A 16,610-nucleotide genomic window follows, 5' to 3' on the forward strand; every position below is an offset into this window, starting at 1 on the left:
ATAATGAAGCTATTAACGTTAAATTGCCACTCTTGGCAAGAGGAAAATCAGCTAGACAAGTTATCTTGTCTAGCTGAAGTAATTAAAAAAGAAAAATATGATGTCATTGCTTTACAGGAAGTAAGCCAAAAAGTAGACGCACCTTATGTATATGACTACATTCGCAGCGATAATTACGCTTGGCTTTTAGCAAAAGAACTGGGTAAGCAAGGTGAAGACTATCAATTGGTATGGGATTTATCTCATATAGGCTATGAAGTGTATGAAGAAGGAATTGCCATTTTAACGAAACACCCGATTATTGAAGAGCATTCATTTTTTGTTTCACAAACGTCAAATATTGACTATTGGAAAACGAGAAGAATTGTTGGAGCCACAATCGAATATGAAAAAGAACTTCTTACGTTTTATTCTTGTCATCTTGGCTGGTGGGATGACGAGGAAGAGCCGTTCAAGCAGCAAGTTGATACACTGCTAGCTCATGTACACAAAGATAACCCATTTTTCCTACTTGGAGACTTTAATAATGACGCTCATAGACGAAATGAAGGTTACGACTACCTGTTGAGCCAAGGCCTCTATGATACGTATACTCTATCGAATAAAAAAGACAGCGGTATTACAGTTAAAGGTAACATTGCTGGATGGGATGATAATGAACGGGCACTGCGCCTTGATCTAATTCTATCGAGTCATGCGCAGGATATTCAGTCATCAACTGTGGTGTTTAACGGCATACATTATCCCGTTGTTTCTGACCATTTTGGGGTAAGCGTTGAAGTGAAATAAGTGACATAAAGCGAACGAATAGCGTTCGCTTTTTTTCGTGTGATTATGATGATGTGAAAATCATCTTCTTTACTGCTTTATCTATCGTTTTGGAAGTGTCCGATAAACTTTCGCATTTTAAAAAGTAGGTGTGCTATAATATTGTGATGTTGGCGATATGCAACCCATTTTTGCATGTTTATCAATGAAATCGCTCAACTTAATAGTAAGATGATACATGTAAGCTCTATTTAAATGAACACCCGTTGTCATTATCATAAACTAATAAAGAAAAATAGGTGTGAAACAATCATGAAAATTTTGTTGATTTCAAATATGTATCCTTCGGAACAATTCCCTAGCTATGGTGTATTTGTTCAAAACACTGAAAAAATTTTAGTTCAACATGGTATTCAAGTTGATAAAATTGTCATGCAAAAAAAGACAAGTAAATTAAGCAAGCTTTTTAGCTATGCTTCTCATTATGCTAATGTCGTCTTGACGGGCTTGACAAAAAACTACGACTACCTTTACGTACATTATGCATCTCATAATGCTCTTCCGCTGCTGATTCTTAAAAAGCTAAAGAAGAATGTGAAGATTGTGACAAACGTGCATGGTTCAGACGTTGTACCTGAAGTACCTTCACAGGAAAAGTATCAGCCTAGAGTAAATGACTTATTGCACCATTCTACTAAAATTATTACTCCTTCTCCTTATTATAAAGGGCTCGTTGAAGAGAAATATAAGGTTCCTAACCCAATCTATATTTTTCCAAGCGGAGGAGTGAATAAAGATCTGTTTCACCCTTATGCAGATAAAAGCAAAGCTTATCAAGAACTAAACTTGGACCCTACTATCCGTTATCTTGGATGTGTAAGCCGCATCGATGTGGGTAAAGGATGGGAATACTATCTGCAAGCAATTGCAAGAGCTGAACAACAAATGCCCACTTCTTACAAATACCTATACGTTGGAAGCGGAAAAGATGAAGCTGCATTTAAAGAAATGATCAAGACTCTGGGCCTAGAGGAAAAAGTCATCCATTTCCCTCTCCTTCCTCAGTCCTCTCTTGCTTACGTATATAATGCAATTGAAGCATTCGTGTTTCCGACCGTAAGAAAAGGAGAAAGTTTGGGCTTAGTCGGCCTCGAAGCTATGGCTTGCGGAGCACCCGTAATTGGGAGTCAGATTGGTGGTCTAAAAGATTACATTATAAACGGAAAGAATGGTCTATTCTTTGAACCTAAAAATGTAGACGAACTAGCTTCACAACTACAGGCTTTTATTAATCTTCCTGAAGATGTGAAACAGCAAATGTCTCAACAGGCGTTACAAACAGCAAACCGCTACACAGTAGATGTAATTGCTGAACAACTCCCAACAATTTTTTTTGATGAGGTGGAAAAATGAAAGTCGCAGTTTTAATTCCTTGTTATAACGAGGAAGTAACAATTGGAAAAGTAATTGACGATTTCAAACGCGAACTGCCTAGTGCAGATATTTATGTGTACGATAACAATTCAAAAGATCGCACAAGTGAAATTGCACTTGAACACGGGGCAATCGTCAAAAAAGAATTCAAGCAAGGAAAAGGAAACGTTGTACGTTCGATGTTTCAAGAAATTGATGCAGATTGTTATGTCATGGTAGATGGGGATGATACGTATCCTGCAGAATTTGTTCATCAATTAATTGAGCCTATTAGAAATCGAGAAGCTAACATGGTCATTGGAGATCGTTTATCAAACGGAACGTATCTCGAAGAAAACAAACGTGCTTTCCATAATTTCGGAAACAACTTAGTACGTTCTTTAATTAACGGCCTGTACAAAAGCAACATTAAAGATATCATGACAGGTTATCGTGCGTACGATAAATTATTTGTAAAATCAATACCTGTGATGAGCCCGGGATTTGAAATTGAAACAGAAATGAGTCTTCACGCGTTAGATAAACGCTTCCGCCTAAAAGAAATCGCGATCGATTATCGCGATCGACCTGAAGGCAGCGAATCGAAACTTAATACGTTCTCTGATGGATTTAAAGTGTTACGAATGATTTTTACGTTATTTAAAGAGTACAAGCCGCTTCAGTTCTTCTCCATTTGGACAGTGTTATTTATTGTCGCAGGATTAGCTGTTGGTGCTCCAGTACTTTATGAATTTTTTGATACAGGCTTTATTACCAAAGTACCTTCATCTATCTTAGCAACTGGATTGATGGTGTTAGGTGTTTTATCTTTCGTCTGTGGATTAATTCTAGATACAATCGCTTCATTAAATCGCAAGCAATATGAATTAGAACTAAATAAAAAAATTGAACAGATTGAACAAGTAGGAGAATAACAATGATGAAGAATAAAAAAAGTATTTTGCTGCTTACAGTAACAGCTTTAATTATTCTTATCGGTTTAAGTATTGGTAATCCAGACGGTGTTCACTATCTTTCCCTTTTTGCTGCACTTGTATTTACCATCATAAGCTCTATTTTTATTTATAAAAATAGAGCTTATGCTTCATTTAAACCGCTAGAATGGCTATTGCTGATTGTTTTTTCGTTTATCGTACAGTTTTCTCTTTTAGATAACTTACATATGACGAGCTCAACTATTTTCTTACTCGTTTTGTATGCCGTCAGCCGTACTTTATTGGCAATGCTGCTAACGGCCGCTGTACTCAGCGCTATCAAACAGATAAACGATTTTCACTATACATTTGCACACCCAAAGCGTTACCTAGGAATTGTTACGATTCTTATTTTAGCTGTTAGTCTATATTACTGGTTCGCCTTTTTCCCAGCGGCCATGACTCCCGATTCATTAGCACAGTGGAGACAGGCACATAACGGAGAATTTAACGATTGGCACCCTATTATGATTACGTGGCTGATTATGCTGCTGACAAAAATATGGGATAACCCAGGAATTGTAGCATTCACGCAAATTGCTGTTGTAGTAAGCATATACGCCTATACGTTCGATTTTTTCATTAAACGCAAAGCACATCCTGTTATGATTGGACTTTTAACAGCTATTATTGTCATTATTCCAAGCTTTTTAATCTTTTCAATTATTATTTGGAAAGATATTTTATACAGTGCTTTTCTGCTGTTTTTTACGGTGAATATCGCAAAAATCTATTTGTCAAAAGGTGCTTGGATTAAAAGTAAAGCAGGCTTTTTCTTACTTTTACTTTCTGCATTTGGAGTAGCTTTCTTTAGACATAATGGTTTTCCTGTATTTGTTTTGACTTTCCTTTTAATGATCGTCTTATTCAGAAAAAATTGGAAACCTCTTGTCACGATTTTCTTAGTTGTCTTTATTTTACAAAAGATTGTTACAGGCCCTGTGTTCACGTGGCTTGATGTACAGCCTTCGGATCCAAATGAAGCTTTGTCTATCCCAACTCAACAAATTGCAAACATCATTTCAAATGATGGGGAGATGTCAAAAGAAGAGCGCGAATATTTTAATAAAGTGCTTCCTATTGAATTGTGGAAAGAAAAGTACAATCCATATAAAAGCGATCCTATTAAATTCACTTGGAAATACTACGACCGCGAGTTTATTTTTAATGATCTAGGTCTTTACTTTAAGAATTATGCTAGCATTGTCATCAAAAATCCTTATCTAGCAACGGAAGGGTTTCTCAAACAAACAGCTTTAGTATGGCAAATCAATCCTTTTAAAGATGGCTACACAGATACGTATGTAACCAACATTTATTACGGCAATGATTTAGGTCTTAAAAATAAAGTAATCGAGCCGTTTATTACGCATACTGCCAATGCTTACTTAGCTATTTTTAAGCACCCTGTTTTTACATTCTTATGGAAACCAGCTTTTTATCACTGTGTCATTTTATTATTTTCATTAATGCTAGTGATTCGAAGAGGAATTACGTCACTTATTATCGTCATTCCTTGGGCTCTTAACACGCTTTCTGTTCTTGCGGCATTGCCGGCTCAAGATTTTCGATATTTATTAGCAAGCGTATTTGTGTCTTTCTTCTTTATTGGTCTTCCTTTTATCCGATTTGATCAGAAAGAAAGGGATGTGACCTCCTGATGGAGAGCAATTACAACAAAAAGCTAGGAATCACACTCATTATTGTGGCTTCCCTGTTTACAGCTGTTGGACAACTTTTTTGGAAGTTGTCCGAAGCTTCATTTAACTTAAATTTAATTATTGGTTTTTTTCTTTATGGATTAGGAGCGGTTTTTATGATTGCCGCTTTTAAATTTGAAAGAGTTTCCTTGCTTCATCCATTTTTAAGCCTAGGATACGTAATCAGCATTGCTCTTGGTTTCTTTCTATTAAATGAAACCATTAGCCCTATGAAGCTGGTCGGTACTCTTATTATTATCGTAGGTGTAATTTTAGTAGGTGGCCAAGATGAATAGTATCCCTCTTTTACTTATTATGACTCTTTTAGGTTCAGTTGGAGCTGTCTTTTTCAAGTATATTTCTACGTATTTAAATAAAAAAAAGATAAAGCTAGCGCTTATTTGCTTTGTGGGTGGCGGCCTTTTTTACGGGGCGGCAGCTCTGCTTAATGTGTATGTTTTAACGCTGTTACCTTATTCTATTGTATTTCCGCTCACGTCTATTACGTATATTTGGACATTAACATTCGGTTACTTTTTAATTAAAGAAAAAGTTACAACAAAACAAGTTATCGGCTGTATTCTTCTAATTGTCGGATGCTTCTTTATTGCTAATAGTTGATGAGATAACTTGAAAAGGTAGGAGTTTCGCATGAAAAACTTAAAATTCGCGAGCATTTTACTGCTCATATCAACATTATTTTTGAAATTTTCTAGTATGATTCGTGATTTAGTTATTGCTAACTATTTCGGTACAAGTTATATTGTCGATTCATACAACGCAGCAATGATCATTCCAAACGCTTTTATTTTATTTATGCTAACGGGGATGAAGGATGCGTTTATTCCTAGTTATTTACGTTATGAAAAAGAAAATAAAGGAAAGGTTCATTTGACTAATATTGTTAAATCAACCTTTCTTATTTGTTTCATTATTTCGGTTCTCGGATCAATTGCTGCTTTCTTTTACTTTCCCGCTTCGTACTCTAATTTTTCCAAAGCAGCAATTGAACTAGGAATTTATACGGGCGTTATGTACTTTTTATCTCTTTCACTAGTTGGAGTGAATGCCGTATACGAAGGTGTATTTGATGCACGAAGTCAATATTCTTTCTCTGTGTTTTCTCAAACGGTTGTTGTACTATTTACGATTTTAAGTACAATCCTATTACATTCAATTATGGGCGGCTATGCAATTGCTCTTGGCTATTTTATAGGAACAATTGCTTCTTTCTTAATTAAAGTTGTCTATTTTAAACCGCAGCATCTGCTGTTATGGAAGCAAAAAATTGACCGTGATGAAGTGGTGGCTTTTTATAAAGTATTCATCCCTGTTGGTGTGACCATTATGGTCGGTCAAATTAATTTAACTGTAAACTTCTTCTTTGCTGGCTCCTTTGGTGAAGGTGTTATTTCATACTTAAATTACGCCTTCAGACTTGTAAGTATTCCCCAGGCAATATTCGGGGTTACGGTCGCAACCATTATTTATCCGCTGATTGCCAGAGCCATTTCTGAAAAAGATGAAGAACGCTTTAAATCTGGAATTGAAAAAGGGATTACGTTTATGCTGATGCTGCTGATTCCGACGATTGTTATTATGATCTTTTACATGAAAGACATTGTAATGATTGCTTATCAGCGCGGTGCATTTGACGCAAATTCAACGTTAAAAACAACCGATGTATCTTATTATTACCTAGGTTCGGTGTTTTTCTATTCGCTGCAAGCTGTTCTTGCAAAAGGATTTTATTCTCTTCAAAAAGGTTATCTTATTATGAGAGCAGGCTTATTATCCATTGTGTTAAACATCATCTTTAACATGATTTTCACTAAATTTATGGGATACCAAGGATTAGCACTTTCCATGTCAGTGGTTGCCTTTTTCTATACGGCCATCGTATTCGTTATGCTGGCAAAACAAATCAATCACTTCCATTACGGATATCTAGTGAAAGAAACAGGAAAAATTCTTTTAGCTTCTGTACCTGTTGCTATCCTCATGTTCTTCTTGAAGGACATCGCATTTTTGAATTCATTACATGTTATCTTACGATTTGGTATTGTCTGTCTTGCAGGTGGTTTAGTATACTTAATGTCGACGCTATTATGCAGAGTAGAAGGTGTTATGCTTTTAGTTAAAAGAAAACGTTAATTCACGTAAAACAGGAGAGTACTATATGAAGAACACATACTGGTTATTTTTTCTGTTCGTTGGTTTTATTTCAATTCAGCCAATTATTGATATGCTAACGACGTACATGGTTTTGAACATGGATAGTGGTCTCTCAATTGGGGTTGTTATTCGCTTTCTATATATGATTTTTGCAGGTGTCCTACTTTTAGTGTTTGCTAAACAATCAAAATGGGCTAGATATTCGATTATCTACCTTATTGTTTTTGCACTCTTTCTTGGACTCAATATCTACTTAAATCATCAATGGAAAGATCCTTATTATATTGGGCAAGAAATTAAATTTTTCAATAAGGTTGTTTATATGAACGTTACATTACTTGGAATGATTGTGATGTTTTCACATTATCGATCGTCTTTGGATGTAAAAAGAATATTGAGCAAAAACTTATTGACTGCTTCACTCATCATCAGTATTGTTTTTATCGGTACAATGCTAACAGGTACAGCACTAGAGAGTTATCAGTATAATAAAATCGGATTCAAAGGCTGGTTTTATGCAGCGAATGAGCTAGGGGCAACCATTGCTATTTTGCTTCCTCTCACACTGCTTTTAGCTTTAGATAAAGTACGTTCGTTTTCAAAAGCTTATTACTGGATTCCTTTTATATTGTTAGCTGTTTCGTCCATCATGCTTGGAACGAAAGTAGGCTTAGGTGCCGTTATTCTTTCTTTAGTTGTAGCAACAGTTGTCTTATTTGCAAAATTATTTACGAATAAACGCAGCTTAATTAAAGCCAACTTAGTAATCTCGATTCTGCTTTTAATTGTAACCGGAGCAACCACTCCGATTTCTCCAGCTTATAAAAACACATATACGCACATCGATATGTTAGAGGCTAAAAAAGAGAAAACAAAGCAAGAAAAGCCGGAAAAGAAAGAAAAAGAAAAGCCGGCTAAAAAGAAAAAGCAAAAGGAATCAAATTTAGATGACAAAGATATTCAAAATCTGATTCTAAGCAGCCGTGAGCAATTTTTAGCTCATCATAAGGAAGAGTATGCAAAAGCACCTATTGCAAGAAAAATGATAGGTATGGGCTTTTCTGGTGACTATACAAAACAGCTTCCGCCAAAGATGATTGAAATGGATTTTTATGATCTGTTTTTCTCTTTAGGTATCATCGGATTTTTACTATGGGTTCTTCCACTTCTAGTAGTTGGTTTAACCGTACTGGTTCGATTATTTAAAAACCCGTCACAGCTTCTTGATGAAAGCTTTATGATGTATAGTACAGCAATTGTATTAGCTCTTGGAATTGCTTTTGTAGCTGGGCATGTCTTCACCGCACCAGCCGTTACTATCTATTTTGCAGCAGCTGCTGCTTATCTGTTCGTCATTCATTTTAAACAAAGACAAGCATAAAAAAACAGGCCACTGAAGGCCTGTTTTTTTATCTTTTTAACGGCTGAAGGCTTAACACCGTATCACCCGCATTAACGTTTATTTCTTGATCATGAGCAAAAAAACTCAATGCCTTTCCTTGCTTGCTCACTGCTAGTAAAAGAGAATCATCGCTTTTCTCCTCAAGATATGTTTCATACGTATATTCATCCGTAATTTTTGTATTGTAAATCGTATGTCCATGCTCCATTTTATGATGTAGAAACTCCCACGTAATTCCTTTCTTAAAGAGCATGCGTCCTCTTACCGTGTGCATAATTTCATCGACATCTTCTCTTGAATCTTCTTGATCACGAATACTCAATTGAAAAACATTGTTCCGTCCCATATCTTGAAGAAAAGCAGTACAAACAAGTGCATTATATGCATCTAACTCAGTTGCAGCAATCACGTATTCATAAGGAGTTAAATCTAGATGATATTCCGTTTGCTCAGCTAGAACTTCTCCGTGATACACATCTACTTCCGCTCTGCGCGCAACTCTTAACCGCTCCCACGAAGAATCAGCAACTAACACTGGATAGCCCAGTTGCTTTAACTTGGAAGCAAAGGCAACCGTAAAATCATTGCTTCCTACAAGCAAAATACCAGGTTCTTCTCCAATTGATAAATCAAGCTTCTTAGCTAGCCAGGAAAGGGAAAAACCGTGTGCACAAACCGTAGCAAATACTAAAGCAAATGTCAGTGTTGTTAGGATGGAAGCATCTTTAGATCCTTCATCGATTAGTACTTTCGCAAAGTAACTTGAGACCGTTAACGCCACAATGCCGCGCGGGGCAATCCAGCCAATCAGTATTTTTTCTTTTATAGATAAATCTGTCCCTACCGTTGATAAAAAGATGGAGACAGGTCTGACAATAAACAGCATAAGTAAAACAAACAAAATAATATTCCAATGAAAAATTTCAGTAATGGTCTTCATCGTCAGTCCAGCCGTTAACATGATAAAAATAGTAGAAGTCAATAGAACCGAAATGTTCTCTTTAAAATGTCGCATATCACTAATAGATGAAATATGCATATTAGCAAGGGTAATCCCCATCGCTGTCACTGCTAGAAGACCTGTTTCATGCTTAATTTCATCAGCTATCGTAAAGCAGGCAATAACAACAATAAATACGACAGGAGATTTTAAATACTCTGGAATATGCCCCTTTTGAAACATCCATCCTATTCCGCGGCCAAGAAGCCATCCTATTAAAACAGCAATAATAGAGGCTGCAAAGAAAAAGAGAATTGTTTTTCCACTGACTTCTCTCAGCACTAAAAATTGAACAATTTCAAACGAAAAAACGGCCAGGAGTGCACCAAATGGATCAACAATAATACCTTCCCATTTTAAAATCGCTGCTGGTTTTGGTTTTAATTTAGCTTGTCGTAAAAGAGGTAAAATCACGGTTGGACCCGTCACAATAAAAAGCCCTCCGATAACAATTGCCACCGCCCATGATAAATCCGCTATATAATGAGCAGCTAAAGAGCCTAAAATCCAAGCTAGCATGGCTCCGAGCGTCACAATGCGAAACACGGGCTTTTCGATTCCCCTTACCTCTCTCATGTCTAAGTTCAAGCTGCCTTCAAATAAAATAACAGCTACAGCAATCGATACAAAAGGATCAAAAAGCTGAGCAAATTGTGCTTTAGGGTCAATTAAACCTAAAATAGGGCCTGTTAGCAGTCCGATAATTGACATCACGACAATTGCTGGTAACTTAAATCTCCAAGCCAGCCACTGAGATAGAACTCCTAGTCCCACTACGAGCGTGATATGTATAAGCATAGGTTCCATTGTATCTTCCTTCTCTCGTTCGCATAATGTGTATATATTTTCCCTAAAATAAACCGATGTTATACAGGAAGAAACAAACACTACCTTGTTTTACCACTTTTTCAAAAATGCTAAACGCATACTCTTTTCTTTGAATCCAAGCTGTTTTCTTTCATTCGACACATATTTTACTCGTGTTTGTCGAATTTCACTTTATGATCAAATAATAAAAAGCCTTTAGCTTCTGCTAAAGGCTTTTTGCCGGATGATCCAATTCATATAGCTTTTGATAGTGACTGTTCGTCGCAAGTAATTCATCATGTGTTCCTCGAATGGCTATCTTACCCTCTTGTAAAAATAAGATTTCATCCATTTTTTCCATCCCAACTAAATTGTGCGTAACCCAAATTAAGGTTTTATCTTGAAGAGTTTCAAAGATAGTGGATAATAGACGCTTTTCAGTCATAGCATCCAACCCTGCAGTTGGCTCATCTAGCATAACAATTGGCGTATGCTGAAGCAGAACGCGTGCTAACGCAATCCGCTGACGTTCTCCTCCCGAGAAGCGCTGACCTGTTTCGAGCATCGGCGTTTGATATCCTTGGTGCAAACCTTCCACAAGGGAGTGCATATTCACTTGCTTCATGACCTCAATTACTTCTTCTTTTGTAGCTTTTTCATTAGCTAGTAATAAATTGTTGGCTACGCTTGTATTAAATAAATAAGGATTTTGATTTAATACAGAGATGAGTTTTGGTACATCTTCACGAACTTCAGCAACAGACTGACCGTTTAGTTGAACTGTGCCTTCTGTAGGTACTAAGGAGCCTTGCAGCAACTTTAATAGAGTCGATTTTCCAGCTCCACTCTTGCCAAGAATCGCAATTTTTTCCCCTTGCTCGACTTGAAATGAAAGATCATGAATGACTGACTCCTCCTCATTACTATAGCGAAAGCTTACATGCTCAACTTTTAATCTAACCGAATTCCATGAACCTTCATAAGGTAGAGAAAGAGTATGTTTTTTCTTTTCGTTCACATCTTCCCAGTTCTTTTCCATTGCCTGTACTCTATTTAATGATTCTTCAAACTGAGGAATCTTTTCTATTGCATTGGATACTGGCAGCAGGGCTTCAGATAAAGGAAATACTACTAAAATAAAAGCAGCAATAAACACACCTGCAAGCTCTTTATCTGCAAAAAGAGAAGCTCCAAACCAAATCATTGTGACAATTAAACCTGCTACAATAAGTTGTCCAAACAATTCTCGGTAATACGTCCATAGTTTAAGCTTACGATCCATGCCGTCTAACTCATTTTCTGTTTTGTCATACGAATGAAAAAATGACTGCTGCTGACCGCTTAACACCCAATCAGCAACTCCTAAAAAGCCATCTGTGACCTTGGCATATAACTGTGCTTTGCTTGATTTATATCGCTGATTGGCTGCCTTCATATGCCAAAGGGAAAAAAGCGGCATTACTACTACTAATAAAAATAAATAGATGGCAATCAAACATGCAAACTTTAGGCTAAAGAATCCTAAAGCTACAATCGAAATAACGTATAAAATAACAGCTGAAATTGTTGGAAGAATGGTACGCAAGAACAAGTCTTGTAAACTTTCAATATCTTCCGCGAGAACTCCTAAAACATCTCCTGTTTGATAGCGAGATGTAGCAATTAACGGTTCAATCAAATGATAAAGACGCGTACGCATTTTAGCTAAAATGCGAAGAATAAAATCGTGACTGACAAGACGCTCCGCATAACGGAAAGCGGCTCGGCTTAAACCAAATGTACGCACAAGTACAATTGGAACATACACCAATAAAATCGTTTCTGGCCGTAAGGAAGAAGCTGAAATCAAATAACCTGACGTGAACATTAGCGCGCAAGCAGAACCAATCGTTAACAAGCTTAGTAATAAGATAGAAAAGATACGATATTTATATGTTTTAAAGTAGGGCCATATCCAACTTTTATATTTCATCATGTCTCCTCCTCTTCATGTAAAAATTGATAGTAAGCTCCTTTTTTTTGAATCAGTTCTTGATGATTACCGATTTCTGCAACCTTTCCGTCCTCTATTACAACAATGAGATCCATGTCTTTCATCCAATGCAGACGGTGCGTAGCTAAAATAAATAACTTGTCTTGGAACATCGTTAAAATATCTTGCTTTATTTCATATTCCGTTTCAATATCGACTTGTGCCGTTGGTTCATCAAGCATAATAATAGGACGGTCGCTTAGAAACGCCCTTGCTAGAGCAATCCTTTGAGCTTGGCCGCCGCTAAGCTGTCGCCCCCCATCCCCTATCATTTCATTTTCCTTCTTAGGCATCTGTTGAACCGTTGATAAAAGTCCTGCTTTCGTTAAAGCATCTTCATAATCATATGAGCCGCCTCTGTCTTGATAAAATTCAATATTTTCTTTTACTGTTCCATTAAAAATAAATGGGTGCTGAGGGATATACGTAATCTGCTTTTGCCAAGCATCTGAGCGTAAATCAATTGGCACGCCGTTTACTTCAGCAGAGCCTTCTGTAGATTGTACAAAGCCGCTTAGTATATCAATAAGCGTCGATTTTCCAGCTCCGCTTTTTCCGATGATTCCAATTTTCTGCATTCCTTTAACATGCAGTGACACATCTTCAAGAGAAGGTGGATGCTCTTCGTCATATTTTACAGTGATATGCCTTAATTGAAGTTTACTATTTTCAGTCCAACTAGGAACATCTTCTTTTTTAGCCGGCGATTTTTCAGCCTGCTTCACAATCTTAAGTAATGCATCTCCGGATTCTTTTCCGTCTAATGTTGCATGGTAATCATTTCCGACTTCTCGTATCGGCAGGAAATATTCAGGCGCCAGCAATAAAATCATAAGTGCAGGCTCTAATGTCATAGACCCGTTTACGAGCCGCAAACCAAGCATAACAGCCACGATGGCTACAGATAACATCGTAAAGAAATCTAAAGCAAACGTAGATAAAAAAGCAATCCGGAGCGTTCCCATTGTCGCTTTTCGATAACGGTCACTGACTCTTTCAATCGTTTCAGCATGCTCCTTACTTTTCCCGAGAAATGTTAAAGTTTCTAACCCTCGAAGCGAATCTACAAAGTGGTTGGACAACACGTGATATGTCTCCCATTGGCTGTCTATTTTTTTTTGTGCAGCCAATCCAAGCAAAATCATAAATAAAATTAAAATTGGCATGGTCACAAGTAAAATAATGCCTGAAAGCCGATCATGGTACCAAACGAAAGCAAGCACCAGCCAAGGTGTTACGCTAATGGCAGCCAGTTTAGGCAAAAACAGCTCGAGATAAGCACGAAGCTTCTGTAGGCCTGTGGTGATGAGCGTCACCAAGTTTCCTGTTCCTTCATCTTTGGTAAAACGCGGTCCTAATGAAAAAATGCTTTGCATGACTATCAAACGAAGTTCCTGAGTCGTTTTGACTCCAAATTGATATGCTGTTTTTTTTACTATAAAACCTACGATTTGACGAATCATAAAGGCAGACAAAAACAATCCGATTGCTTTTGTCTGCGAGGTTAAACTTTCACCATGAAAAAGAGCGGTAATTACTTCAGCGAGCCACTTAGCTTGAAAAATAATGGCTACACTTTGAATAGTAATAAGCCCTATTAACATGGCAAGAACCATTTTTATTCCGTTGTAAACCATTAAATTTCTACCCATTAATACTCCATATGCTCCTTATGATCTACACGTTTTCTGAAAACGTAGTAGCTCCAAATTTGATAACCTAACACAAAAGGCAGTAATGCAATAGCAGCGTAAGACATAATTTTTAAGGAATAATTCCCTGATGCTGCATTATGAATCGTTAAACTATAGCTTTCATTGATTGAACTAACCAAAACGGTTGGAAACAATCCTGCAAATATAGAGGAAATTGATAAAATTAAAATTAAGCCAGACATAGCAAATGCCCATCCGTCTTTTTTACGTGTAAGGAAAAATCCTGCTAGTAAATACACGAAAATACCGATGAAAAATGTATATAGCATCAAGCGGCTATGATTACTGAATAAATCTGTTTCAAAAAACGTCATGCCTGAAAAGATAAGAAGTAATAAAGCATTTATAGGCAAAAGCTTCATAGCGACCTTCCGTGAACGATCTCTAATATCGTCCATCGTACGGATCGTGGCAAAAATAAGTCCGTGCCATAAGCAAAGCATTGTTAACGTAACGCCGCCTGTGATGGTATATAGATTAACAATATCCGAAAAGCCGGCATTCATTTGCATATTGCGCTCAACAGGCAGTCCTTTCATTAGCGCTGAAAATAAGATACCAAAAATGAGAGGTGGAAAAAGACTTCCAAAGAAGATAACCCAATCCCATGCATTTTTCCACGCTTGTTTTTCAACTTTCCCTCGAAATTCAAATGCTACACCGCGGCCAATAAGCGAAAGCAAAAGAAGAACAAAAAGAACATATGACCCGCTTAATAGCGTTGCATACCAGTTTGGAAAAGCGGCAAACATAGCACCGATTGCTGAAATTAGCCAAACTTCATTTGCATCCCAAAAAGGACCGATTGTATTAATAAAAGCTCGTCGCTCTAAGTCGTTTCTTCCTAAAAAACGAGACACCATTCCAATCCCAAAATCAAAGCCTTCTAAAAAGATAAAACCAACAAACAGAATGGATACTAGTAAATACCAGAATTCATTAAGAGAAAACATTGTATCCCTCCTTGGTAAACGGATCAGTTGATACTACTTTTGTATGTGCTTCGTGATCGTGATCTGGACCTTTTTTAATTTCTTTAACGAACAAGAACACCATAATCACAGCTAAAATTAAATAAAAGAATGAAAACGAGATAATAGAAAACAGCAATTCACCTGCTGTTACACCAGGAGACACGGCATCTTCCGTTTTCATATAGCCAAATACAACCCAAGGCTGACGGCCAATCTCTGTCATAATCCAACCTGCTGAGCTTCCAAGGAACGGAAAGGCAATGGCAATCGTCATAATACGCAAAAATAGTTTGCTTTCTTGAAGTTTTTTACGAGAAAGCAAGTACGTGCCCCAAATGCCTAATGCACATAATACGCCACCTAGACCAGCCATAATGCGGAAACTCCAAAATGTTGTCCGAACGGGTGGAATATAATTTCCTGCTCCATATTTCGCCGTATACTGCTCCTGTAGCTCGTTCATCCCAGGAACGGAACCTGAAAATTTCCCGTATGATAAGAAACTTAATAAATAAGGTATTTTGATTTCCCCCGTATTTTTCTTTTCATCTGGGTGAATATTTGCTGTCACCGTCCAAGCGCCTGGACTTCCGCTGTTTTCCCATAATCCTTCACTTGCGGCCATTTTCATCGGCTGTGTCTTAACTAAGTATCCAGCCTGTTCATGACCAGATAACGCAATTCCCACACCTGAAACTAACCCTACAATAATGGCAACTTGAAATGATTTTTTGGCAAAAGCCAAATGTTTTTTCTTCAAGAGCATAATGGCACTGACACCCGTGATAAAAAAGGCGCCTGTTGCAAACGAACCTAAAATGGTATGAGGGAATTCAACCCACAGCTGACCGTTTGTTAACAATTTAAAGAAGTCATTCATTTCTAAACGGCCATTATTCAGCTCCATTCCAACCGGATGCTGCATAAAAGAATTAGCCGTTAAAATGAAGAACGCCGAAAAAATAGTACCTAGACTAACAAGCCAAATACATAGACAGTGCAGCCATTTAGGCAAACGATCCCACCCGAAAATCCACAGTCCAAGGAAAGTGGACTCCATAAAAAACGCGAGCAGTGCTTCAATAGCAAGCGGCGCACCGAATACATCTCCTACAAACCTTGAGTACTCTGACCAGTTCATGCCAAACTGAAATTCTTGTAAAATACCTGTTACGACTCCGACAGCAAAGTTAATCAGGAATAAGTGCCCCCAAAACTTTGCCATCTTTTTATACTGTTCATCTTTTTTTACTACGTACATCGTTTCCATGATCGCTACTAAAAAGACAAGACCGATAGATAGCGGTACAAAGATAAAATGAAACAGCGTCGTTGATGCAAATTGAATACGTGATAGTATAACTGTATCCATCTTCTTTCTCCTTTCATATATAAGAACATTCATCATTTCCATAGATACTTTGCTCATTTCTGAGCATCTTTTACTTATATTGTGAAACATTGAGCATAATAATTCGATAGATATGCTCAATGTTTCACATACATATGTAATATCTCTCTTTCTATTTACATAGTATAGTCTATTTTTTTAGCTGTGCACGGACATTTTTTGAACGTTTTTAGACTAAAGCGTGACTTTCTTGTGACAAAAAAGTGAAGGATCTCTTT

13 protein-coding genes are annotated in these 16,610 nt (G+C 37.2%); 8 read left to right on the forward strand and 5 right to left on the reverse strand.

The window, feature by feature from the left end; genetic code table 11:
- The first annotated feature begins 3 nt into the window (after nucleotides 1-3).
- The 8 genes from ACFX4W_RS18095 to ACFX4W_RS18130 all read left to right on the forward strand — a co-directional run bounded on the left by ACFX4W_RS18095 (nucleotide 4) and on the right by ACFX4W_RS18130 (nucleotide 8,432).
- Nucleotides 4-789, forward strand: a complete 786-nt coding sequence (locus ACFX4W_RS18095) for an endonuclease/exonuclease/phosphatase family protein (RefSeq protein ID WP_013059869.1) — start codon at nucleotides 4-6, stop codon at nucleotides 787-789.
- 291 nt (nucleotides 790-1,080) lie between these two features.
- Nucleotides 1,081-2,181: a glycosyltransferase family 4 protein gene (locus ACFX4W_RS18100; RefSeq protein WP_165575688.1), complete on the forward strand. Its 1,101-nt coding sequence runs from the start codon at nucleotides 1,081-1,083 to the stop codon at nucleotides 2,179-2,181.
- Complete coding sequence (locus ACFX4W_RS18105; RefSeq protein ID WP_013059871.1) at nucleotides 2,178-3,116, forward strand: glycosyltransferase family 2 protein; 939 nt, start codon at nucleotides 2,178-2,180, stop codon at nucleotides 3,114-3,116. The genes ACFX4W_RS18100 and ACFX4W_RS18105 overlap by 4 nt, the downstream gene beginning before the upstream one ends.
- A gap of 5 nt (nucleotides 3,117-3,121) precedes the next feature.
- Nucleotides 3,122-4,837 carry a DUF6020 family protein gene (locus ACFX4W_RS18110; protein WP_377559868.1) on the forward strand — a complete coding sequence of 572 codons (1,716 nt, stop codon included), beginning with the start codon at nucleotides 3,122-3,124 and terminating at the stop codon, nucleotides 4,835-4,837.
- Nucleotides 4,837-5,172 (forward strand): EamA family transporter, encoded by a 336-nt coding sequence (locus ACFX4W_RS18115; protein ID WP_013059873.1) that lies wholly within the window; start codon nucleotides 4,837-4,839, stop codon nucleotides 5,170-5,172. The genes ACFX4W_RS18110 and ACFX4W_RS18115 overlap by 1 nt, the downstream gene beginning before the upstream one ends.
- Nucleotides 5,165-5,497: an EamA family transporter gene (locus tag ACFX4W_RS18120; protein ID WP_043977551.1), complete on the forward strand. Its 333-nt coding sequence runs from the start codon at nucleotides 5,165-5,167 to the stop codon at nucleotides 5,495-5,497. Before ACFX4W_RS18115 ends, ACFX4W_RS18120 begins: the two co-directional genes overlap by 8 nt.
- A gap of 30 nt (nucleotides 5,498-5,527) precedes the next feature.
- Nucleotides 5,528-7,030 (forward strand): murein biosynthesis integral membrane protein MurJ, encoded by a 1,503-nt coding sequence (gene murJ / locus ACFX4W_RS18125; RefSeq protein WP_050690824.1) that lies wholly within the window; start codon nucleotides 5,528-5,530, stop codon nucleotides 7,028-7,030.
- A 25-nt stretch (nucleotides 7,031-7,055) separates the two neighbouring features.
- A complete protein-coding gene (locus ACFX4W_RS18130; protein ID WP_043977555.1) occupies nucleotides 7,056-8,432 on the forward strand; it encodes an O-antigen ligase family protein in 1,377 nt (458 codons plus the stop codon).
- A 28-nt stretch (nucleotides 8,433-8,460) separates the two neighbouring features.
- On the opposite strand, the gene ACFX4W_RS18135 is transcribed toward ACFX4W_RS18130, so the two are convergent.
- The 5 genes from ACFX4W_RS18135 to ACFX4W_RS18155 form a co-directional block, all read right to left on the reverse strand.
- Entirely contained in the window at nucleotides 8,461-10,260 is a 1,800-nt protein-coding gene (locus ACFX4W_RS18135) for a cation:proton antiporter (protein ID WP_377559872.1), read from the reverse strand.
- Between the two features lie 226 nt (nucleotides 10,261-10,486).
- Nucleotides 10,487-12,232 carry a thiol reductant ABC exporter subunit CydC gene (cydC, locus tag ACFX4W_RS18140; protein ID WP_280560607.1) on the reverse strand — a complete coding sequence of 582 codons (1,746 nt, stop codon included), beginning with the start codon at nucleotides 12,230-12,232 and terminating at the stop codon, nucleotides 10,487-10,489.
- A complete protein-coding gene (gene cydD, locus ACFX4W_RS18145) occupies nucleotides 12,232-13,944 on the reverse strand; it encodes a thiol reductant ABC exporter subunit CydD (protein WP_377559873.1) in 1,713 nt (570 codons plus the stop codon). Before cydD ends, cydC begins: the two co-directional genes overlap by 1 nt.
- On the reverse strand, nucleotides 13,944-14,960 hold the full coding sequence (gene cydB / locus ACFX4W_RS18150) for a cytochrome d ubiquinol oxidase subunit II (RefSeq protein WP_043977563.1): 1,017 nt from the start codon (nucleotides 14,958-14,960) through the stop codon (nucleotides 13,944-13,946). Before cydB ends, cydD begins: the two co-directional genes overlap by 1 nt.
- Nucleotides 14,947-16,353, reverse strand: a complete 1,407-nt coding sequence (locus ACFX4W_RS18155; RefSeq protein WP_025752440.1) for a cytochrome ubiquinol oxidase subunit I — start codon at nucleotides 16,351-16,353, stop codon at nucleotides 14,947-14,949. The genes cydB and ACFX4W_RS18155 overlap by 14 nt, the downstream gene beginning before the upstream one ends.
- Nucleotides 16,354-16,610 lie beyond the last annotated feature (257 nt).

The sequence above is a fragment of the Priestia sp. YIM B13489 genome (assembly GCF_042787645.1).
Taxonomy (GTDB): Bacteria; Bacillota; Bacilli; order Bacillales; family Bacillaceae_H; genus Priestia; species Priestia megaterium.